The sequence below is a fragment of the Bdellovibrio bacteriovorus genome (assembly GCF_001592755.1).
GTDB classification, from domain to species: domain Bacteria; phylum Bdellovibrionota; class Bdellovibrionia; order Bdellovibrionales; family Bdellovibrionaceae; genus Bdellovibrio; species Bdellovibrio bacteriovorus_E.
The window spans coordinates 193,555-214,463 of sequence record NZ_LUKF01000012.1 but is presented as its reverse complement, the minus strand read 5'-3'; the positions used below and the strand labels follow the sequence as shown (position 1 = coordinate 214,463).

At 46.5% G+C, this 20,909-nt stretch carries 17 protein-coding genes; 7 read left to right on the top strand and 10 right to left on the bottom strand.

Annotation, left to right across the window (positions count from 1 at the left end; translation table 11 throughout):
- Positions 1-49: 49 nt before the first annotated feature.
- Together AZI85_RS07755 and AZI85_RS07750 are read right to left on the bottom strand one after the other, a co-directional pair.
- Positions 50-2,269, bottom strand: a complete 2,220-nt coding sequence (locus AZI85_RS07755) for a transglycosylase SLT domain-containing protein (protein ID WP_063243538.1) — start codon at positions 2,267-2,269, stop codon at positions 50-52.
- A gap of 2 nt (positions 2,270-2,271) precedes the next feature.
- Positions 2,272-3,777: a flippase activity-associated protein Agl23 gene (locus AZI85_RS07750; RefSeq protein ID WP_063243537.1), complete on the bottom strand. Its 1,506-nt coding sequence runs from the start codon at positions 3,775-3,777 to the stop codon at positions 2,272-2,274.
- Between the two features lie 17 nt (positions 3,778-3,794).
- On the opposite strand from AZI85_RS07750, the gene AZI85_RS07745 reads away from it, so the two are divergent.
- Positions 3,795-4,526 carry a hypothetical protein gene (locus tag AZI85_RS07745; protein ID WP_155723963.1) on the top strand — a complete coding sequence of 244 codons (732 nt, stop codon included), beginning with the start codon at positions 3,795-3,797 and terminating at the stop codon, positions 4,524-4,526.
- Here AZI85_RS07745 and AZI85_RS07740 read toward each other — a convergent pair.
- From AZI85_RS07740 to greB, 3 genes are all read right to left on the bottom strand, one after another.
- Positions 4,523-5,500, bottom strand: coding sequence for a YheT family hydrolase (locus AZI85_RS07740; RefSeq protein ID WP_063243535.1), 978 nt, complete (start codon positions 5,498-5,500; stop codon positions 4,523-4,525). The genes AZI85_RS07745 and AZI85_RS07740 overlap by 4 nt on opposite strands.
- Positions 5,488-5,979 carry a DUF3465 domain-containing protein gene (locus tag AZI85_RS07735; RefSeq protein ID WP_155723962.1) on the bottom strand — a complete coding sequence of 164 codons (492 nt, stop codon included), beginning with the start codon at positions 5,977-5,979 and terminating at the stop codon, positions 5,488-5,490. The genes AZI85_RS07740 and AZI85_RS07735 overlap by 13 nt, the downstream gene beginning before the upstream one ends.
- A 113-nt stretch (positions 5,980-6,092) precedes the next feature.
- The gene (gene greB, locus AZI85_RS07730; protein WP_063243534.1) at positions 6,093-6,569 is read right to left on the bottom strand and encodes a transcription elongation factor GreB; all 477 of its coding nucleotides are present in this window, start codon (positions 6,567-6,569) and stop codon (positions 6,093-6,095) included.
- Between the two features lie 146 nt (positions 6,570-6,715).
- Between greB and AZI85_RS07725 the strand changes: the two genes are divergently transcribed.
- From AZI85_RS07725 to AZI85_RS07715, 3 genes are read left to right on the top strand one after another with little or no spacing between them, the layout of a single operon-like run.
- Complete coding sequence (locus tag AZI85_RS07725; RefSeq protein ID WP_063243533.1) at positions 6,716-8,527, top strand: hypothetical protein; 1,812 nt, start codon at positions 6,716-6,718, stop codon at positions 8,525-8,527.
- A complete protein-coding gene (locus AZI85_RS07720) occupies positions 8,527-10,140 on the top strand; it encodes a fibronectin type III domain-containing protein (RefSeq protein ID WP_063243532.1) in 1,614 nt (537 codons plus the stop codon). Before AZI85_RS07725 ends, AZI85_RS07720 begins: the two co-directional genes overlap by 1 nt.
- Before the next feature lie 15 nt (positions 10,141-10,155).
- The gene (locus AZI85_RS07715; RefSeq protein ID WP_063243531.1) at positions 10,156-11,982 is read left to right on the top strand and encodes an adenylate/guanylate cyclase domain-containing protein; all 1,827 of its coding nucleotides are present in this window, start codon (positions 10,156-10,158) and stop codon (positions 11,980-11,982) included.
- Between the two features lie 47 nt (positions 11,983-12,029).
- On the opposite strand, the gene AZI85_RS07710 is transcribed toward AZI85_RS07715, so the two are convergent.
- The 4 genes from AZI85_RS07710 to AZI85_RS07695 are packed head-to-tail and all read right to left on the bottom strand — an operon-like array spanning position 12,030 to position 14,993.
- The gene (locus AZI85_RS07710; protein ID WP_063243530.1) at positions 12,030-13,295 is read right to left on the bottom strand and encodes an ABC transporter permease; all 1,266 of its coding nucleotides are present in this window, start codon (positions 13,293-13,295) and stop codon (positions 12,030-12,032) included.
- Complete coding sequence (locus AZI85_RS07705) at positions 13,295-13,987, bottom strand: ABC transporter ATP-binding protein (protein ID WP_063208971.1); 693 nt, start codon at positions 13,985-13,987, stop codon at positions 13,295-13,297. The genes AZI85_RS07710 and AZI85_RS07705 overlap by 1 nt, the downstream gene beginning before the upstream one ends.
- A complete protein-coding gene (locus AZI85_RS07700) occupies positions 13,974-14,456 on the bottom strand; it encodes a ZrgA family zinc uptake protein (RefSeq protein WP_063243529.1) in 483 nt (160 codons plus the stop codon). The genes AZI85_RS07705 and AZI85_RS07700 overlap by 14 nt, the downstream gene beginning before the upstream one ends.
- A gap of 18 nt (positions 14,457-14,474) precedes the next feature.
- Positions 14,475-14,993, bottom strand: a complete 519-nt coding sequence (locus AZI85_RS07695) for a DUF3299 domain-containing protein (protein ID WP_253720902.1) — start codon at positions 14,991-14,993, stop codon at positions 14,475-14,477.
- Positions 14,994-15,045: 52 nt separating this feature from the next.
- Between AZI85_RS07695 and hisS the strand changes: the two genes are divergently transcribed.
- Together hisS and AZI85_RS07685 are read left to right on the top strand one after the other, a co-directional pair.
- A complete protein-coding gene (gene hisS / locus AZI85_RS07690; protein WP_063243528.1) occupies positions 15,046-16,293 on the top strand; it encodes a histidine--tRNA ligase in 1,248 nt (415 codons plus the stop codon).
- Positions 16,294-16,534: 241 nt separating this feature from the next.
- Positions 16,535-18,403, top strand: a complete 1,869-nt coding sequence (locus tag AZI85_RS07685) for a C1 family peptidase (protein WP_063243527.1) — start codon at positions 16,535-16,537, stop codon at positions 18,401-18,403.
- Between the two features lie 517 nt (positions 18,404-18,920).
- Here AZI85_RS07685 and lgt read toward each other — a convergent pair.
- Complete coding sequence (lgt, locus tag AZI85_RS07680; RefSeq protein ID WP_063243526.1) at positions 18,921-19,979, bottom strand: prolipoprotein diacylglyceryl transferase; 1,059 nt, start codon at positions 19,977-19,979, stop codon at positions 18,921-18,923.
- A gap of 83 nt (positions 19,980-20,062) precedes the next feature.
- Between lgt and AZI85_RS07675 the strand changes: the two genes are divergently transcribed.
- Positions 20,063-20,818, top strand: coding sequence for a hypothetical protein (locus AZI85_RS07675; protein WP_253720901.1), 756 nt, complete (start codon positions 20,063-20,065; stop codon positions 20,816-20,818).
- Positions 20,819-20,909 lie beyond the last annotated feature (91 nt).

The window sequence follows — 20,909 nt, the reverse complement described above, 5'->3', positions numbered from 1 at the left end:
AGATTTCAGGCTACAAAACTCAGAGCCTTTTTTCAATAAAGTATCTCCCTTATTTTGCCTTTTTATTCAGCATATCCTGCCATAGTACTGTTTTCAGAGTGAAACTGCCGTCCTCGACGAGACTATAGAGCAAAATATTACGCAGAATGGCTTTCACGTAGAAGCTTGTTTCTGTCCATGGAAGCTCATCAAACCAAATCTCGTCGCGAACACTGCCTGCACTCTGAGAAACAAGCTCGGTGATCTCTGCGCGTCCCTCCATCCACGTCTTCAAACGGTGGGGTCCTGCATTATATGCAGCTAAGGCAAAGGGCACATTATTCTCAAACTGGTCCAACATCTGGGAAATATAGAACGAACCCATCGGAATATTTACTTCGGGGCGGAACATATCCTCGGGAAGCTCGACCTTCATCCCCAGTTTTCTTGAAACTTCCTGCGCCGTCGGTGGAATCATCTGCATCAAACCCAAAGCGTTGGACGTGGAAACAGCTTGCAGGTTGAAAGCACTCTCTTGCCGAGTCAAACTGCGCAACAAGTTGATGTGGATGCCATAGCGTTCTGCTTCAGCTTTATACAACGAAGCATACACTTGCGGGTAACCGAGCTTAACAAACTGCTCGCGACGCAAGCGAGGATCCGCATCCATGGCAGAGCCGACGAAGCGAATCGCCGTCATGTACTGGTGACGCTCGGACAATTTTTCTGCTAGAGCCATTTTTAAAGTGGGATCTTTAATAAACGGCAAGCCTTCAAGTTCAGTTTGCGCTTCAATCAACCAGCCCGCATCGGACAAAGATTTAAAGCGTTGCCACATTTTTCTTTGTGGTCCCGCTAAGAATAGTTCACTTTGCAACTTCGGTGTTTTGTCTTTCAGTTCTGGCCAAGTCAGTTTTCCATTCTGGGATTCCGCTTTCAAGCGAAGTCCATAGTAAGAGAACGGATATTTTTCAATCAGCTCTGCCGCGACTTGTTTTGCGCGCTCTGGATTTGTTTCCTGCAGACTGCGCACCAACCAGTGCTGAGCATTGAGATCATAACGATCGCGATTCTGTAAAAGCAGTTTTTCAAGAAGAGCCCCTGCCGAAGAATAATCTTTGCGACGGAAATGAATCAGCGCGGAACGGAACATCGCTTCAGCCGCTTCGTCAGAACCGTTGTGATAAGACATCAATGAGTTGTAAGTTTCCAAGGCTCGATCATACTGCCCTAAGAAATGCGCCGATCGTCCCACGATCCAAAGAGCACTTGTGGATTGAGCGGCTCCCGGATTCTTTTGCAGTGCTTTTTGTGCTAGCGACATCGCGCCACTGAAGTCGCCACGACGATGAAGAAATTGCGCCCACTCGATCAAGCGGGTTCCATCCGCTTCTTCCATTTCATCCAACGCTTTGATCTTGGCAAGCTTTTCAGAAAGCGAGTTGTAGATCTCCAAAGGCTTATCTTTTAAACGTTTCGCCGAACGACTGCCCGGATATTGATTTAAAATCAAGACTGCATCCTTAAGAGCAGAGATAGAATCATTTTGTTTCAGCGACTGGCGCAACCGCTCTTCAATCTTCACTTCTTCCGTTAAGACTTCACTGCCGGTCACGGCCGGAGCTTTGACCGTCAGGTCGCCTTTCGTCTTTAATAAGAATTCGATTTTCTCTTGAAGATATTTTGAATCTTTTTGGTCTTGAGCTTCCTCGTACAAGAATTGCGCTTCTGCGTAGTTTACTTTCAACATCGCCAAATCTGCGAGCAGCTGAAAGATCTGCGCTTTTTGTTCCTTGTTCAGTTTCAAACCACTTCCCAAAAGGTCCTCAAGCTGCGGTCCCGCTTTTTGATTCTTCTTTTCTACTTGATCCGCGAGATACGAAAGACGCAAGCTCACCCAGTTCGCCGCCACCTGATCCGCCCAGGGACCGTCTTGAAAAAGATTTTTATGCGCCGAAATCGCCGTCAACGCCTTTTCTACGGCTGGGAAATTCAGTTTTTTCTTTTGCTCTTGAGTCAAACAATGAAGCCAGCTTTGGGCAACCCATCCGCGCAATTCTTTTTGTGCTGCAAATACCGAAGGCGCCAGCTTTGAGCACTCGGACCACTTCAAATGAATTTCGTAATCTTTCAATTGGGATAAAGGCGAAAGCTTTTGCTTTTTTTCGGAGGCTTGGTAGAGGTCCACACTTTTTTTGGCGCTCAAATCTTTAAGAACATCGACCTTATGTACCTGCGCAAAAACAGAACTGCTGCAAAGCAGGACCGTCATTAAAGTCGTTTTTTTCATATTCACTCCTCACCCCCGACGGCTTCGACATTATTTTGAAACGGAATCTTCGGGAAGACAGATTGTTTCAAATACACGATTGAAGGCTCTCTAGACTGCCGAAGCACGATTTGCAATTTCCAATAAGGTTCATGTAAAGCTCGGTCCACATCCAACCCGTCCGTCACATCACAGAAATAAATCGACGCGCCTTCAATTAGATTTTTCGCACACAAATTATAATCCAAACTCTGGAATGAACGCAAAACCCAAGGCCATGGCCACTGCTCTTTCATTCCAATTTGGACGGGCTGCAAAAATAGTTCGGGACGCTTACGAGCTTCATCCAGAATAAATCGTTGCAGATTCTCAAGGTCATAAGTGGAATTGACATAAATATACGGATGATCAAAATCAAGTGGGTGAGCATAAGAAGAGGCATACATGCTGCGCAGATTAAACAAAGATACCACCGTCACAACCGCAAGGGACACCACCTTCATCTTCGTATTGGCGAAAAGCATTTGCAGATAAAACGCCAGTACCAGATAAAAACCCCACACCAAAGATAAAATACACCACACCGTTTTGTACGGTATCAATGAATAGATCAAAAGCTGAGACAAAGAAAACACGCTAAGGACCCGAAGACTTTGCTGCTTCGAAAATAGGCCCGCGAAAGACAATATCACACCCAGTAAGGCCAAGGGTTCGGCCTGCCACATCACTTTGACCCAATAAAGAAATTCTTTTTCATGTCCTTTGCCGTGAACACCCGTTTTCAACCAGGGAACAATGGCCTTCGCAAAATCAGCGAGGCCCGTCATGTTTTGGAAAAAACCTGTAAATAATTGCACGAATAGGATCAAAAGCACGATGGTAAGAAGAGTTGTTTTTTTTGACCAGGTTCTTTTTAACTGAGTCCATGAAAAAGTCTGCTTCAAAGTGCTTGGTCCCAAAGCCAGAAGTCCTAGAAGCCAACAAAAGCCCGTAATCGTAAAGGTCTCTTTCAGAGTCATCATACCGACGACTCCTGTTAACACCAAGGCCCACGCTTTGCTGTCAGGCTTTTCAAACCAGCGCAGGAAACCCATGGCGAATAACAACTGAAAGAACACAAACGGTGATTCATGAATCCCCGAACGCCCAAAGAAAAGGAAAGCGGGACTTATCAGCAAGAGCAAAGATGTCGCGGTCAAAACAAAGCGATTTTTTAAAACCGGAAAGGCAAAAAGCATAATACTGAAGACACTGAACACCGCAGGTACGGCGCGCAGTGTTTCCAGGCTTTTCCCCCAAAGAAACTCGAAGACTTGAATCAAATAAAAAAGCAAAGGCCCGTGATAGTTGTTGGGATCATACTTGTAATACCCCCAAGATTTCATTTGAATCACAAACCAGCCATTGATGCTTTCATCAAAGTGAATAGGCTTGTTTCCAAGATCATAAAATCGTGTGACAACTGTCAAAAGCAGCAGTGCTAGCCAAAACAGAGTCCCATAGTATTGCGTGACCTTTGCTGATTTCATTGTTAACTATCGTAAAGATGGAATCTTCAGAGTCAACCCTGCATTGCTCATTCGTTATATATCTGCATAAAGATGCGGCGTTTATTCCTTCTTTTATGAAGGACCTGCGCGGATTTTTTCAGAAGCTTCCGTTGAACTATGAACTCGTGGCCGTGATTGAAAAAGACGCTGAAGATGCATTGGCTCAGATCAAAACAGCGCAAACCGAGTCTTCACCGCGAGAGCGCATTCAGACTTTATTCAATGAGCAATATCTGGGTCGCGCAGAAAGTCTGCGTCGCGCGTTTTCCAAAACCCAAGCGCCTTTTATTCTTGTTGCAGACCCTTTGCTGGCAACGCCTTTCGGAGATCTTTTTAAGATTCTACAAAATCTTATGACCGATCCCACGGTGGCTTTATGCTGGGGAGAGCGCGTTTCTAAAAAGGACAGCCTCTTTCACCGTCGCACGGGACCTCGTCATTCTATCGAGCACCTCTTCACCGGCATCTTTAAAGAAAAGAACAAAGGTTTTAGCTCGCTAGATCCTTTCTGCGAAATCGGCGGCTTCACGAAAGAGTCTTGGGTTGCTGTCGAAAAATCCTTACCGGCAAAACTTTCAGGCTGGTATTTGCATGCGGATTTACATCACGCGTACGCAGAAAATGTTCGAAAGATTTTGGAAATTCCCATTTGGGACTCCGGCGCCACCTCTTTGTCCTATGGATACTGGAGTGCGCGTTGGAATTTACTGAAGAAGAGTGTTCTTTAAGCTAAGACTTGCTTTAGTGACTGCAAGGCCTCGTGCAGGTAATAATCCAGCCAGCGCACCGATCCCAAGGGCGTATTTTGTTTTGCCAAATATCCCATGTGTCCCCCACGAGCTTCCACATGCAACATCGTGCTTTTGGAAAAAGAAGCTTTCATATAATTTTCCACCGACACAAACGGATCATCTTGTGCCGTCAGAACATAAGTGGGCGTTTGGATTTTTGAGACATAGTGAATCGCAGAGCAGTTTTGATAATAATCAAAACGATCTTTAAATCCGGCCGCAGGTGCGGTGTATATCTGATCCATATCCCAAATCGTCGACCAGGCCGGGATATCGTATTTTTCGGAAATCAATCCTTGGCGAAATTTTTCTTCTACGTTTTTTCTAAGGCGCAAGACAAAGCGCAAATCATAAATACGATTGAAGCCTGTTTTTAACAGTTGCGAACCTTGCATAAGATCAATGGGTGCATTCACTGTGATCGCAGCGTCAGGCTTTACCTCGCCACGAAAACCTCCCAGCAAACACAGAAGGATATTCGCACTCATCGAAAAGCCCACAGCAATTTGTTTTTTACCGGGAAACATTTCACGAAGTCTTTTCAGCACCGCAGACATATCCTCGGCGCGGCCCGAATGATAAGGTTTCCGCGCATAGGCGGCGCCAATTCCAGCACCACGATGGTTGACCAGGACAACACTGTGACCCAGTTTCTGGCACAGCAATGCCGTTCTTTGCATGTAATCCGAAGTCACGTCACCTGAAAGGCCGTGATAGACACTCACGACGGTGTCGCTAGTTCCAGGAATATGAAAACAAAAAAGTCGATCTCCATCAGGAAGATCGACTTCAAATTGAGTTCCGAAATTTTCAAGCTCAGGAGACTTAAGAAAGTGAGACCATAAAGTTTGCCCGTGACCGCCATCGGCCCAGAACGGCGCTTTACATGGAATCAACTCTAATCTTTGCAATAGAACTTCCCGTTTACGTAGACATAACCATCAGGGCGTTTGCCGCGAGGATCATGATGCAGCCAATGAAGAAGGCCGCCTTTGTTTGTCCAAATGAACTGTCCACCCATCGCAATCACGTCGCCAACTTTGACAGGTACGCGAGGGCACATGTCTGAATTATACACAGCTTGCATGTTCTTGCCATTAGAAAGGCGTACTGTCCATTTTTGATGAGCTAAACCTTGGTTGTCATCAGGCAGGACTTTCACCACAACCATGCTTCCGCCTTCAACGAAATCAACGCGGCGTTGATCATTTACGGCGCGAACGATGTCAGCATCACTGGATTTTTCATCGATAAGAAAGGATTCAGAGGGCTTTTCAATTTCTTCAAAGACAGGATTTACTTCTTGGCGATTTTTACGTTTCGCTTCAACAGTTTCGTAAGATGAAAGAACGAAAACACAAGTTAGAACAAAAGCCCATTTCATATTCATGAATATCCCCCCGGATGTGCGAAGCGAGTGTGTCTTTTTATGGGAGCAAAGACAATTTCAAAAATAAAAAGGGCCCCAATAGAGGCCCGATTACTAACACGCAGCTGTAATTTTTACTTGTATTGGACGCTCTCAATCGTCACGTACTCTTCGCCAGCAGGTTTGACGATGCGAACCTCATCGCCCACCTTCTTACCCAGAAGTGCTTTGGCCACCGGAGATTTCCAAGAAATCTTTCCGTTTTTAGGATCAAATTCGTCTTCACCCACGATTTGATAAACAACCTCTTCCCCCTCTTCATCCGCCAACGTCACCGTCGCGCTGAAAAGAACGGTTGTGCCTTTCATCGTTTTTGGATCCACGACCTCGGCATCTTCGATTCTTTTTGTCAGAAAATGAACGCGCTTATCTATTTCGCGCAAACGACGTTTACCATACTGGTAGTCTGCGTTTTCAGAACGGTCCCCGTTGCTCGCGGCCCACGCCACAACTTCAACAAGCTTCGGACGTTCCACATGCATAAGCTCGTGATACTCGGCTTTGAGTTTGGCTAGACCTTGGGGCGTAATGTAGTTCTTATTATTATCCATAGGCAAGACTCTAGACCATTCGACAGAAACTCTCCAGCCTGTTTTCGGACCAATCGTTAATTTTTTTTGACTAGAGCTCCGGTCCTAGACTTAAGCGCTATTTAATACCGAGAAAAATTCTCCGAAAAACTAAGAAGGAGGATTGCATGAAAAAACAGTGGAAACGGCTGCTTGTCGCAGCACTTAGCTCATCATCAGTTTTCGCTGTGACTTGGTATTGGTATCAATCCACCGAAGATCGAAATTCCTCTTATGGAAATGAAAAGCCATTAGCTTACGTCGGAAAAGTTGTTGAAGACATTCAACGTCGTCCCGCTTCGCGCCTTCTTTGGCAACTCGTAAATACGGGCGAGCCTCTTTATAATGGCGAAGCTATTCGTACCAGTGAACGCGGTGAAGTGCGCATTCAGTTCGTTGATTCAGATCGTTATTTGGATCTTGAGCCCGAGTCTTTGATCGTCATCAAAAAATCCGAAGGCGAAATCGCCCTTGATTTGATGGAAGGTAGTTTGTTCGTTAACGCGAAAGCCGGTGGCACTGAAACCAATGCTCCAGGCCTCGTCTTAAACTCTGCAAATGGTAAAGTCGATCTTTCGCAGGCTTCCGCATCTTTATCGAAAGGCCGTGGGAACTCTGTCGACGTTCAAGTCTTAGAAGGTAAGGCCTCTGTTAAAGGCAATGATGGTCAAAGCAAAGATTTAACTTCGACGACAGTGATCAAGGTTCTAACTCCGTTGCCGCAAAAACCTATTGCCATGGATGCAGAATCTCCGCAACCAGTGCCGTTTCAATGGACAGGCTTCCCGCAAGGCACCCAAGTTTCGCTGTGGGTGGGACCAAGTCGAAAGCAGTTGAAACCTTTTGTTCAAGCCGCTTTAAATCAAAATCAAGTCAATGCTTCACTTCCCTTCGGGCGTCACTACTGGAAACTTGTAGGGACATCATCCCTGGGGAATGTGATTGCAGAAAGTCCCATCTATAAGACCGAAGTTCTGGCTCGCTATGCGCCGACAGTGGTTTTTCCAACAGCGGACGCTGATATTCCTGCCGCAAAAACTCCGTTTGATATGACTTTCAAATGGCAAAAAGGTGATGACACTCGTCAAATGACTTTAGAAGTTTGGTCCGATCCAACTTTGCAAAAGAAAATCGCCACCCAGTCTTTTTCAAATGAGGAAAGTTACACTCTGCCTTCATTGAAAGCCGGTACATATTACTGGCGCATGAGTTCTTATTACATTGAATCCGATAAACCGGTTTTAGGAAAAGTCCAAAAGTTCACCGTGAAACCGGCAGAGCAAGTTCAAGCCAAAGTGGAGCGTGCCCCGATAGTTCCAGTGACCGTCGACTTCACGATGCCAGAAGCGCAACTGACTCAGTATTACGTCGAAAAACCCCAAGTGGGTTTGACATGGAAAGCTGATAAAACAGATGATGTCGCTCTTTATCGCGTGAAGCTTCTTGAAGAAAATGCGGATCCAAGATCCGCTTCTTCACTTGAAGTGAAAGATACAAAGTTTTCGACAGCGGTTCCTAAACCGGGTCGTTATATCGCTTCGATCGAAGCTGTGAATAAAGACGGTCAAATTCTTGGCACGAAGGTGTCGCAGCCTTTGACGGTCACACCCCTTCCACTTCTGCAAGCTCCATTGTTTGTACCGACGGAAGGCCCCCTGCAAGCTTCTTTTGACGGCCGCACTCAACTAGAGTGGACGAAACTTGATGGCGCCAAAGAATATTGGCTGACCATCCGCAAAGACGGCAAAGAACTAAAACGTTCGAAATACACAAACAATATGACAGCTCTTAAAAATCTTCTTCCTGGAGAATACGAAATCGAGCTTTCGGCGATGGATAACTATGGCCGGCCGAGCGAGGTGGCTCCTGCAAGAAAACTTCTGGTGCCAGATAAATCCAATCTGCGTGCGCCGACCTTGAAGAAGATTAAGGTGAATTGATGCGTTTGACGACCGCGTTCCTTATTCTCATTTTCACATTCTGGACCGCAGCGGTCTGGGCGGCGCCTTATCGCCGTTTGGTGAACTTTGAGTGGGATGCGATCGAAGGTGCAAAAAGCTACGACATTGAACTTCGCCAAGTGAAAGAAGATCCCAAAGATGCAAAAACTTTTACTTTCAAAGTGAAAGAAGCTGCATGGAATGGACGCTTGACGCCAGGTAAGTACTTAATGAAATTGCGTGCGCGCGATTATCGAGGTGTTCCTGGAGATTGGTCTCCAGAGAGTGACTTCAATGTGGGCCTTGAAGCGGCGGTTTTAAAATCCCCGGCTTCTCGCTCTAGAATTGCCAGTAAAGAAGAAGACAGCGTTAAGCTAGAGTTCCAATGGAATCCGGTCGGTGGCGCTGATATGTATCAGTTCGTTCTGACTTCCGACGATGGAAAAACTCAAGTCAGCGAAGTCCTTCGCGACACGAAAGTGAAATTGTCCTTGCCTGTTGCGAACAACTACACTTGGAAAGTTCTTGCGGCAACAAACGAAGGCATTCGCAGTGATGCGACTTCCGTATCTCAATTCTCAGTTTTGGGTAAGGCTTTGGAAAATCCAAAGATCACAAAGCCTGAAAGTGAGTTCGTGCGCGAAGTGAAATGGAATCGCCCTGACAACGTCTCTTCTTTTGACGTCTTTGTTTTGAAATTAAATGAAAAAGACAAAAAATGGGAAAAGTTCAAAGTGATTGAAAACACCCAGGAAGAGTCTTTGCCTTTTGACGAAACATGGCCCGGCGGCCGTTATCAAGTGGCGGTGCGAGCAAAGTCCAATTTACGTCCTAGTTCTCCTCTGGCTAAGCAAAGTTTCTCTGTTCGTCACGGGGATCGTTCTCCTGCCGCGGAATACACTGCTCTTGTGCGAAAGTCTATTGACCGCGTGACTGGGTGGTATGCCATTGCAAGTTATCTTGTGACCGAGATGCAGTTCAGCGGAAAGAACCCAGAGAAAAACTCCGCCGTGGCTTACAGCGCCTTGGGCGGTACGGGTCGTATGGGCTTAGGCTGGTTCGGCGACAGAACTCCTTGGGGATTCTTAGGGATTGTCGACATGAGTGGTTTTACTTTTAATGGCAAGACTCAGACTTTCGCTTCAGCCGAAGCCAACGCTGTTTACCGCAAGACTTTAGGTGACCGCGGAGAGTTGCGCTTCCAAGTCGGTCCTTACTATAAAGAACTTCCAGAAACTGTGGGTGACCCTTTCTCTGGCAGCTCAGAAGATTTAAAAATCACTTCGGCAGGTCCGCATTTTGGTGCGGAATATTGGTTTTCTTTGACACCGAAATTAGGCATTCAAGTGAATGCTCATATGTACATGTCACTTTTGAAAATCAGCACACCGAATGGGGCTCCCCTGACACCGTCCATGTCGACACAGTATGGTTTCCTGGGAAGCTATCGCTTCACTCCGACATTCACGGGTCTTGTGGGTTATGCTCGTCGTGAAGATAAAATGTCTTATAAAGCAGTCCCGGCATCAGATAACTTTGCCGTGGACGGAGATACGAATGAATCCACGATCGTCGGGAACTACTTAAATATTTTCGCGGAGTGGGCTTTCTAAGCTCTTGGAGATGATATGAGAATACCTATTTCGACAAAACTCATTACGGTGACAATCCTGATCCTGGTGGCAGCGACAGGAACAATCACGTGGATCTCTTCAGACTATTTCGAAAAGAAAGCTTCTGAACAAGTCGATATCGCGAATTTGGAGTCGGCGGCGGCTAAAGCCAAGGAAGTGGAAAATATCGTGGGCTCACTGGTTGATAAAACCCGTGTGACGGCGTCTGTTTTAATGAAAGATACAACTGATCATGTCGCTGCAAGTGACGACTTCGATTTCAACTTCACAAAAGACAAAAACTTCGTTTCGTTAGAAATTTTAAAATTAGAAGGAACAACCGTCCATACAGTCGCGCGCAAAGTGAAAGAGGACCTTCTTCGCCCTTACAACCTGACGGGGAACTACATCATCAATGTTCGTTCTTGGCAGAAATTCCCTATCCGCAATGTGGCTCAGGGAAATATTGAACTTAAAAATGCATCTTATCCTAAAGCACCCGCAATGATCACGATTGGCATTCCATTGGTTCGTGATGCTCAAGGCAAAATCACGCATGTCGCTTTAGCAGATGTGACGTTGGCGCCGTTAGAAAAACCTTTTACGGATCCTTCCGAAAGAACTCAGTACTTGGTAGACCGTTATGGAGAATTGTTAGCTCATAAAGATGAACAAAAAGCCATGGCGCGTTTGAATGTCAGCAACAACCCTTTCGTAAAAAAGGCATTGACGCAAAAGTCTCCGCAATACCAAACGAAGTTCGTTGATCCGGACTTTGAGAAAAACTATTTCGGCGCTTCAGTGAAAACATCTTTTGGCGCCACCGTGATTTCGCAAACTTCAGAAGAAACAATTCTTGAAGTGTCGCGCGAAGTCCGCCGCCGAGCGATCTTCGTGGCGGGGTCCGCGATCTCTATGGCGATCTTCTTTATTTTCTTGTTCTCTATGACTCTCACCTCCCCGATTGAAAAATTGGCGGATATGATCAACTTGGTTTCTCGCGGTAACTTTGACGTAAAAGCCCGTGCGCAAGTTAAATCTCACGACGAAGTGGGTGACTTGGCCGAAGCGTTTGATCACATGACAGAAGGTCTTAAGGAACGTGACAAGGTGAAAAGCCTTTTCTCGAAGTTCCATGGCTCTTCTGTTGCGGAAGACTTGATTGGTAAAGATATCGGTGTCGGCGGTCAATCCAAAGAGGTTGTCGTCTTCTTCTCGGACATCCGTGGTTTTACGGCGTTTTCAGAAAAGCGTTCTCCGGAAGAAGTCGTTGAAATGCTGAATGAATACTTTGGCGTGATGGTTAAAATCATCAACTCACACGGTGGTGTCGTCGATAAATTCATCGGCGATGCGATCATGGCTGTGTGGGGTGCTCCGAAGACTTCAGATCGCGATGCGCACAATGCGGTTCGCGCCTGTCTTGAAATGCGCCGTGCTCTTGAAACTTTAAATGAAACACGCGTGGGTCGCGGTCAGCCTCCGATCAATATCGGGATGGGTCTGCATGCGGGTCTTGCGATCTCTGGCACCATTGGTTCTGACGAGCGTATGGAGTACACAGTTATCGGTAATACGGTGAATACCGCTTCCCGTATCGAGGCTTCTACAAAAGCTTTCGGTGCCGACCTTCTGATTTCAGATACAGTCATTGAAAAAATCGGTGAAGATTTCAAAACGGAGCTTGCGGGTGCGGCCGAAGTGAAAGGCCGTTCCGAAGCGTTGAAAATGTTCAAAGTTCGCGGCTATCGCGCCGAAGACGGCAGTATGGTGGAAGTAAAAACACCTTACTCTGATTACGAGGCCGAAGCGGCGGATAAAGTGAAAGTTAAAGCAGCATAAAAAGAATGTTAAAAAGAAAAACCCCGGGTTCACCGGGGTTTTTCTTTTTAAAGCTTTACGCTCAATCCATCTTTCAAGGCTAAGTTCTGTGCTCGCAATGCCGGGATCAGTCCCATCAGCGTGCCACCAATGAAGGTGATGCCAATATACAGAAGCTCGATTTTTGTGACCCACGGGCCGACAAGATAAAGGCCGAACTCACTTGCGATCCACGGACGAAGAATGGCGATCAGCGTCCATGATAAAAGAGTTCCTAATGCAATACCCACAACCGTCAGTAATGCGGATTCAAACACCAAAAGGCCCACGATCTGCGACGACTTTGCGCCCACCGCTCTGAGGATTGCCATCTCACGACGACGTTCATTCAAAGTTGTCGTTAAGGCGATCAACATCGAAACCAGTCCGACTAAAACCACCATCCATGAGATGATTCTTAGTACGCCTTCCACATAAGACAGGCCATTCCAAAGCTCGCTCAACGCAACACCGGGAATGATCGCTAGTAACGGCTCTTCTTTATACGTATTGATGTCGCGCTGAAGTTTTAAAGTTTCAATGCGCGATTTCGCACCCACAAAAAAAGCTGTGATCGTGTGAATTTTCATTCCTGCGCGAGAAAGCTGTTCACGAGGAATAGCCTTTTCTGCCGTGGGAGCCGCACCGTCTGCCCAGTCCACGTGCAATGCTTCCATACCTTCTAAGGACATATAAACCGCGCGGTCTAATGGAGTTCCTGTGGCTTCCAGGATACCCGTAACAACAAAAGGTTTGTCAGCGTGATTTTGAATGCCCTCCCCTTTTGTCACTCCGTGAGCAACAACGATGCGATCCCCGAGGCGGTACTTTAATTTGTGGGCCACTTCCGCACCGACAACCACGTCCCACAAATCTTTGAACACTTGCCCCTGGCTTAACTCAACCTTTTCACTGCCACGGAAGCGATAGTGTTTAAAGAAGTCTTCATTCGTGCCGACGACACGGAATCCACGGTGACCGTCCCCCAAAGAATAAGGGATCGTCCATTCAATGGCCGGGTTCTTTTTGATGTCCTGGTAGCTCTCATAGGAAATATTGTGAGTGGCATTTCCCATGTTGAACACTGTGTATAAGATCAATTGTAAGGAACCGCTGCGCGCTCCGACTATCAGATCCGTTTTGCTGATGGTTTGCGTGAAGCCTTCTTCAGCGGCTCTTTTAGCTCTTTCGACGGACAACAAAAGTGTCACGCTCAGGGCGATAGAAAGCACCGTCAATGTTGTAGCAAAAGCGCGGTTCTTCAAAGATTTGATAGCAAGTTTAAGAAAGACCATTATCCAACCCTATTGATGGAGTCTAACGAGATGCTGCGACTAAAAAGTTTTTCCATGCTGCGATCATGAGAAACAAAGACAACCGTCGTACCGTATAGGTCTGCTAATTCAAACATCAGCTTTAAGAATTTTTCACGATGATCGGTATCTAATGCCGATGTCGGTTCGTCGGCCAGAATCAGATCAGGCTTTCCTAAAAGGGCCCGTGCTACGGCCACACGCTGTTGTTGCCCGACACTCAACTCTGCGACTTTTTTACCTAGAAGATCACCAATACCCAAATTTCCGCACAGAGCACGAATCACCATTTCGGTATCCACACTGCCCAAACGAGCTTTGCGTGCGGGACTCAAATGCAAAGGCAATTCGATATTTTCCTGTACACTTAGATAAGGAATCAAATTGAAGTTTTGAAACACGTATCCCATGTGCTCCGCACGAAAGGCATCGCGATCGGCGTCACTCATTTTCACGAAATCAAAACCTAAAATTTTAAGGCTGCCTTGAGTCGGCTTCAAAACACCCGAAAACATCTCAAGCAATGTTGTTTTACCTGTGCCACTCGGACCATAAAGAAAGAGCTCTTCCCCGCGCAACACCGAAAATTCAGGGATTTTCAAAGTGGGTTGAGTTGCGCCGGGGTAAGTGTACTGCAGATCACGTACTTCAATCAGGATGTTACTTGAGCTCAACGCTGTCTCCGTTCTTCAACACTTGCGTGGACTTTTGCACGCCGTCGGCAAGAACATCCACTTGGACTTTCTTTAAGCGAGAAAAGTGTTTCGTGAAGTTGAAGCTGATTGTGCTACCTGCGACAGGCGCGGCGCAAGTTACATTGAATTCAGCTTCAATGTCCGCATGCGAATCCTCTTGGTTGACTTCAAAGATGTCTTTTTTGATTTCGCACTTCAAAGAAGGATCCAGAACGATCATCTCAGAGATTTTTTCTTCAAGCTTAGTTAAAGCTTTGTCTTTCTTTTGCTTATCTTGTTTTGATTTTGCCTGATGCTCGAAACCAAGAATGGCTTCTGCGGGAACTTCCATCTGGATTTTTCCGCTCTTGCCGTCAAAAGCCAGACTCACCTTTCCAGCACCGTAAACATGGGAACCGTGTTCACGCGCCGCAAATACCATGGCTGATAATAGAAGAACCTTCATCATAGAGACCTCCTCACAAAGTTATTTGTACGGCTCTACAGCTTCACCTACGAGCTCAAACGATGCATCTCCGTACATGGATTTTTTCGTTACGAGATTCAAAGTGCCGTAAACCCAGATGGGGCCTACCGCTACTTCGGTTCCTTTTTTCATTTTCACGTAAACCATTTGATTCGGTGGCGGCGGTGGAACATGGATGCAGGCCTGAGGGCTTGGCACCAATAAAAACTCCACCACGTCTCTTTGGTCGTCTTCAAGAGGGACCATGAAACCTGGAATCTTCACGCCCTTGCCACTTAAGGCTTGGAGTTCCGAAGAGGATTTCCCCGTAATGTAGTCCATCTCGCCCAACAGACGCCAGTCCACTTCAACTCCTGTTAAAGCGGCACCTCTACTGAACATTGATTGATAGACCACCGCGCCGATAACGACGACCAGAACGGCGACTCCTGCAATAACCCACTTTTTCATTTTCTGTGCTGATTCCATGTCATTTCTATTAAAAACGCGGACCCACTTAAATGCAATAGCTTTGCGCACTGCCCGAGCCTCTGATATAACCTAATTTCCCTGTTAGTATTGAGGACGTAATATGAGCAACAAAATTCAGAGAGTTCGTGGCACCCGCGATCTGCTTCCCGAGGACAGTCTTCTTTTCCGTTTTGTCGAAGAATCAGCCTATGAAAAGGCTCTTTTGTACGGTTACGGAGAAATCGAAACCCCTATTTTCGAATTTTCTGACGTTTTTCATCGCACGCTCGGTGAAACTTCTGATGTTGTGAATAAAGAGACTTACGACTTTACAGATCGCGGAGGAGAAAGTCTCACATTAAGACCTGAGGGGACTGCCGGCGTTGCGCGCGCTTTCATCTCTGAGGGCATGATGCAAAACCTTCCTTTGAAGTTTTATTACTCTGGCCCCATGTTCCGATATGAGCGACCACAAAAAGGACGTTATCGCCAATTTTACCAATTGGGCGCAGAGTGTTTAGGTTATGACAGCCCTCTAGCAGACGTGGAATGCATCGCGATGGCGTGGGATATTTTAAAGAAGATCGGCATTTCTGCGGAGTGTACTTTAGAAATCAACACCTTGGGTGACAGCGAAAGCCGTGCGGCTTATCGCGACGCTTTGGTGAAATATTTCACTCAGCACCAAGATCAGCTTTCCGCAGACAGCAAAATGCGCCTAGAAAAAAATCCTTTGCGTATTTTAGATTCTAAAGACGAAGGCGATAAAAAACTAAATGCCAACGCACCAAAGCTTGAGCAGTACTTGAACGAAACGTCGCAAACTTTCTTTAAAAAAGTTTTGGCAGGCATCGAGAAATTGGGAATCCCATACAATGTGAATTCTCACTTAGTGCGCGGCCTTGATTACTACTGTCACACTGTTTTTGAATTCACCACGACGAAGCTAGGCGCCCAAGGCACGGTCTTAGCCGGCGGACGTTATGATGGTTTGATTGAAACTATGGGCGGACCGAAAACACCGGGCGTAGGCTGGGCCGCAGGCATTGATCGCTTGGCTGATCTGACTCCGAAAGAATTGGCAGTAAAAAAAGAAATTGTCATCGCGGTTGTTGGAGCTGACGACCCAGGTGAAGAAGAAAGCGTCAAAGTGGCGCATGAAATTCGTTCGCGCGGCTTTAAGACGGAAAACTTTCTTTCGGGAAAAATGCAGAAGAAAATGCAAAAAGCCAATAAGATCGGAGCCCACTATGCTTTGATTTTGGGTGGCAACGAAGTGACTAACAAAACAGTCACCGTGAAAAACTTCGGCACGGGAGAACAAAAAGAAATTTCCCGCGCGGAACTTTCCACTTTCGATTTCAAATAGAGGTCCTGTAAAAGACTTCGACTAAAGACTTATATTCAAACGGCGATGGGTTTTCCTATCGCCGTTTTCTTTTTTATTTCTCGCCAATATTATCGACAAATCTCGAGTTTATAACCTCGCATTCGCATTTCTGCTGATCATTTCTTTAGGGATTTTAGAGCTTTGCTACTTAACATTGTGACGAAGTCGCACTGCAGGACTTACCGGCAGATGCGGAACTAAAACCTCTGGAGAAAAAGAAATGAAAAACTTTTTGAAACCTGTCGGCGGAATGATTGCGCTGACTTTAAGTCTGCACGTTTCTCCGTCCACCGTTCTAGCTAACAATTCCGGCTTCAAGCCCGGCCTTAAAGAGATGACTCAAGAAGAGCATCAAAAACTCAAACGCCATAAAATTAAAAAAGTTCGCCCCAATCGAATGGGCTTAGAGCGTATTAATAAAGAAAGAACTCGTCGTGGACAAGCTCCGGTGCAAGTCGATACGACACAGCCGGAAGTGGAAATCGAAGACACTCTTAAGGCGTCCTCTTCTCAGTCTGCAGAGACCGCTGCCACTGCTACTCTGGGCGCAGCTCCGGCGCAAGTTGATAACTCCGCATTGCCGTCGTTCCCGCCTATTGTCAGCCAAGGGGCCTTGGGCTCTTGCGTAGCTTTTGCTACGACTTACTATCTGATGAGTCACGAAGTCTGTTTGACATTGGGTTGTAATAACAAAACTTCAGCCACTCGCATTTATTCTCCGAAATGGACTTACAATATGATCAACGGCGGTGTCGACAATGGTTCTTCCTTGTCTGATGCTTTCGCCGTGATGGAAAAGCACGGAGCGGCGACGTTGGCCGATTTCCCTTACGATAGCGACTATCGTTCTTGGGATATGAATTCAGAGCATTGGAAGCGCGCGATCAATTCTCGCATGAAGGCTTTCAGCTATTCTCGTATCAACACTGATGCGGACATGGCGAACGTAAAACAAATCTTAGCCAACGGTCACGTTGTGTCGTTCGGTACTTATATCAACAGTTGGGTTTATCGTACGGTGCAAGCCAACCCCCAAGCGGCTTCCAATCCGTTTGTAGGCCAAGCTATTGCCACACACATCAACGGAACAGTTTCGGGTCACGCGATGGTGATCGTGGGCTACGATGATATGATTTGGACGGACATCAATGGCAACGGCGCGGTTGAAGCTTCTGAAGTCGGTGCATTTAAGATCGCGAACTCTTTCGGTGCTTCATGGAAGAACCAAGGTTATGCGTGGGCTTCTTACGACGCCTTCCGCGCTACTTCGACGGTTCCTAACTTTGCTCCCGCAGGAAGAATTCAGCTTACGCAAAGTGGTATCGTATTTTATTCAACGTACACGACCTACACACCTAGATTGTTAGCGGAAGTTAAGATGTCACACGCAATGCGCGCGCAGATGTCTTTGCAGTTCGGATCTTCGGCTAATACATCGAGCAGTCCTTCGGCAACGTGGTCTCCATTTGCATTCGCGAATCGCGGTGGCAACTATGCGTTTGACGGAACAACGACGGAAAAACTGGGAAGCTTCTACTTTGATATTTCTTCTTTGGCGGCATCCGACATCAATACGCAGAAGTTTTATCTGACGATGAAAGATTCTACGGCAGGAAGTGCATTGACGACGTCGGCATTTAATATCGTAAATCCAAGTGTCGGAAATACTTTGTTGTCGGCAGGCAATGTGCCGATGACGGTGGATGCGACAACAAATACTTTGGTTGCAGGCACAGCTCCAGCCCCGACTCCGACTCCGACTCCAACACCAACTCCCACGCCGACTCCCACACCGGTAGTTGATACGATTGCGCCATCGGTTCCGACGGGATTGACACTGTCACTGACGACTTTCAACCGCAACAGAACCGCAAGATTCAACTTGGGTTGGGCTGCTTCGACAGACAACGTGAAGGTAGCAAAATACTTCATCTATCGTAACGGAGTGAAAATCGCTGAAACGACTTCACTGAGCTACGGCGACAGCAACATCAAAAAGAATGTGTACTACAACTATCAGTTCACAGCCGTCGACACCGCAGGAAATCAATCCGCAAAATCAGGCACCATCGTTGCTTTGTGGCGATAACAACAGAACTCCCCAGGGATTCCTTGGGGAGTTTTTTTATGTTCCTCCAACAGAAATTCTTACTGCCATAATGGCGGTAAGATTCTAGTCTGAAGGACAAATTTCTTTCGGCCTTTCTCGCTTGAGCATCTAGCTAATATTGAAGTTCATTCATCATTCGTTAGTTCGTTGATAATTACGTCAATACTATTAGCAAGCTCATCTATGTTGCTTTTCATTCAGAACTCATAACGCACACGCTTACCGCCACCGTAGCGGTAGAATGCGCCCACCGCTGAAACATGACACGGCTGCTTACTGCCACGATGGCAGTGAAACTGCTAATGTAGAATTCAAGACAAGAATATGTGGTTCGTAAGCCGGTACCCCTAGGAGATCATCGAACGCCGACCACCAGATTTACTTCCACCGAGGAAGTGAATTTGTCCCTGCAAGACGCGATGATACGATAACTCAAAAACAAAAAGCCGCTTTTTACAGCGGCTTTTATATTCAGAATTTATCTTTCAAAAAAATCCTACTTACGATTCAACTTGATCGATTGCCCGCGTCCCCAACCTGGAATCTGCAATGAACTTGCGCGAGTCCATACGAACATCATGACAAATCCTAAGATCAACATACCAATACTTAGAAGCTGACCGCGAGTCAGGCCCATCCATTGGAAGCCGATGTGCGCATCGGGCATACGGAACTGTTCATCAGCAATACGAACGATCGCATAGAAGATGATGAAGCACGCCGCGATGAAGCCTGGTTTGCGAGGTCTTCTCCAAAGGAAGAAAAGCAAAAGGAATAACAACAAGCCTTCGCCAAAAGCCGCAAACAACTGCGACGGATAACGAGGTGTCAACAAAGGCGCAATCGCCTCTTTTGCGGCTTCGTTGCCGTTTTGAATCGCATCGATGGCTTTCGTCATCAAAGAATAAACTTGTTCACGAGCTGAACCATCGAAACGATATTTATCAACAAGTTCTAACCATTGCTCACGAGCCACACCGACTTTTTCCATCACCGGAGTCAAATCGCCCAACTTCGCGAAGTTTTGATTTGGCCATGTGTAAATATCTTGAGGAAATTTCACAGCAAATGGATAAGAAGGATCACACTCCCGTCCCACCAACTCTCCGTTGATGAAATTTGCGATGCGCCCGAAGAACACACCCAAAGGACCCGTCACCGCGACAAGGTCAAAAAGATAAAGAGTGTTTACGCCATACTTTCTGGCATACAACATACACGCGATCACGATACCGATGATACCACCGTGGCTCGCCATCCCGCCTTCGTTCACGGCTAGAACTCCCCAGAATGGGAATTCCGGTTTGAACTTCCAAAGAAGATCAATGCCATAGAAAAACACATAACCCAAACGACCGCCCACCAAAGTTCCGATCGCGGCGTACGTGATAAAATCGCCCACCATGTTCGGAGCCAAGCCTGAACGCTGTCTTTGCGCCAACCAACGAATCAGCAAGTAAGCACAAATGAATCCCATCATGTAAGAAAGTCCGTACCAACGAATGCCAAAATCTCCGGAAATTCTTAGTGCGAACGGGTCGAAATCATGAACCACAACGTATCCTTTTCTGAGACGTTAAAACTGTATCAACGTGGGAATATTTAGACGTAGCCCTATAAAAGCGGGAAAATGGGGGTATGTCTAGATTTTCATCTCTGCTTCTACTCTGCATTATGGCCTTTTCAGGCATCTCCGAGGCACAATCCAGATCTCGCTGGGGAAGTGGTATCGACTTCACTCAACGGGCTGCCAATCGCGAAAAAAGCCGCTGGTCCCTGACGGAGTGGCTGGAAATGAAGAATCGCAATCGCATGATGGATATGTGGCTATCCATGAACTCTCCCTCACCTTTTGAGTTCATGATCGGAGGCTCCTACAACTCGTTCAAAACCGAAGTTCAAGATTCGGGCGTGGAAAACTCGTACACAAGCTTCGCCGGAGAAGCTTCGGCCTACGCGCAATTCGTAGGGCTCACCGCCGAATACGAAAACAACACCGAAGAGAGTTTCAACGATCTAGCCGGAATGCTGAACATTCGTCTTTTAGGAAACTCGATTCAAAATACGTCATTCACCATTCACTATGGTCAACGAACGCGTGAAAGCAGCGATGCGCGACTTTCACAGCAGTTTGGTCAAGCGTCCCTTCAAGTTTATTTAACCAAGTACTTCGGATTAGATGGGAAATATCGTTATTTCCTTCCCACTTCCACGGATGAATTAGGAGATGTGGAAGGAAGTTACACCGAGGCCGGGCTTTTTATAGACTTTAAAGCCGTGCGCATATTCGGTGCCTGGTATAAGGAGAACCAGAAAACAAAGATCCCTGCGGCGACGGATGACACAGTCACCGATCGTCAAGGGATTAGGTCAGGTTTGAAGATTTACTTCTAGATTCTGCAAAAACAAAAGGGCCCACCAGGGCCCTTTTTAATTTATGAAAGTATGAGCATTGATAAATGCGTAAGCGAAGCTGATCAGAGAT

Bases quoted from the DNA above. Each gene is read 5' to 3' on its own strand.
- AZI85_RS07755 (WP_063243538.1), bottom strand. From the start codon at position 2,269: ATGAAAAAAACGACTTTAATGACGGTCCTGCTTTGCAGCAGTTCTGTT.
- AZI85_RS07750 (WP_063243537.1), bottom strand. From the start codon at position 3,777: ATGAAATCAGCAAAGGTCACGCAATACTATGGGACTCTGTTTTGGCTA.
- AZI85_RS07745 (WP_155723963.1), top strand. From the start codon at position 3,795: ATGGAATCTTCAGAGTCAACCCTGCATTGCTCATTCGTTATATATCTG.
- AZI85_RS07735 (WP_155723962.1), bottom strand. From the start codon at position 5,979: ATGAATATGAAATGGGCTTTTGTTCTAACTTGTGTTTTCGTTCTTTCA.
- greB (WP_063243534.1), bottom strand. From the start codon at position 6,569: ATGGATAATAATAAGAACTACATTACGCCCCAAGGTCTAGCCAAACTC.
- AZI85_RS07725 (WP_063243533.1), top strand. From the start codon at position 6,716: ATGAAAAAACAGTGGAAACGGCTGCTTGTCGCAGCACTTAGCTCATCA.
- AZI85_RS07720 (WP_063243532.1), top strand. From the start codon at position 8,527: ATGCGTTTGACGACCGCGTTCCTTATTCTCATTTTCACATTCTGGACC.
- AZI85_RS07715 (WP_063243531.1), top strand. From the start codon at position 10,156: ATGAGAATACCTATTTCGACAAAACTCATTACGGTGACAATCCTGATC.
- AZI85_RS07710 (WP_063243530.1), bottom strand. From the start codon at position 13,295: ATGGTCTTTCTTAAACTTGCTATCAAATCTTTGAAGAACCGCGCTTTT.
- AZI85_RS07700 (WP_063243529.1), bottom strand. From the start codon at position 14,456: ATGATGAAGGTTCTTCTATTATCAGCCATGGTATTTGCGGCGCGTGAA.
- hisS (WP_063243528.1), top strand. From the start codon at position 15,046: ATGAGCAACAAAATTCAGAGAGTTCGTGGCACCCGCGATCTGCTTCCC.
- AZI85_RS07685 (WP_063243527.1), top strand. From the start codon at position 16,535: ATGAAAAACTTTTTGAAACCTGTCGGCGGAATGATTGCGCTGACTTTA.
- AZI85_RS07675 (WP_253720901.1), top strand. From the start codon at position 20,063: ATGTCTAGATTTTCATCTCTGCTTCTACTCTGCATTATGGCCTTTTCA.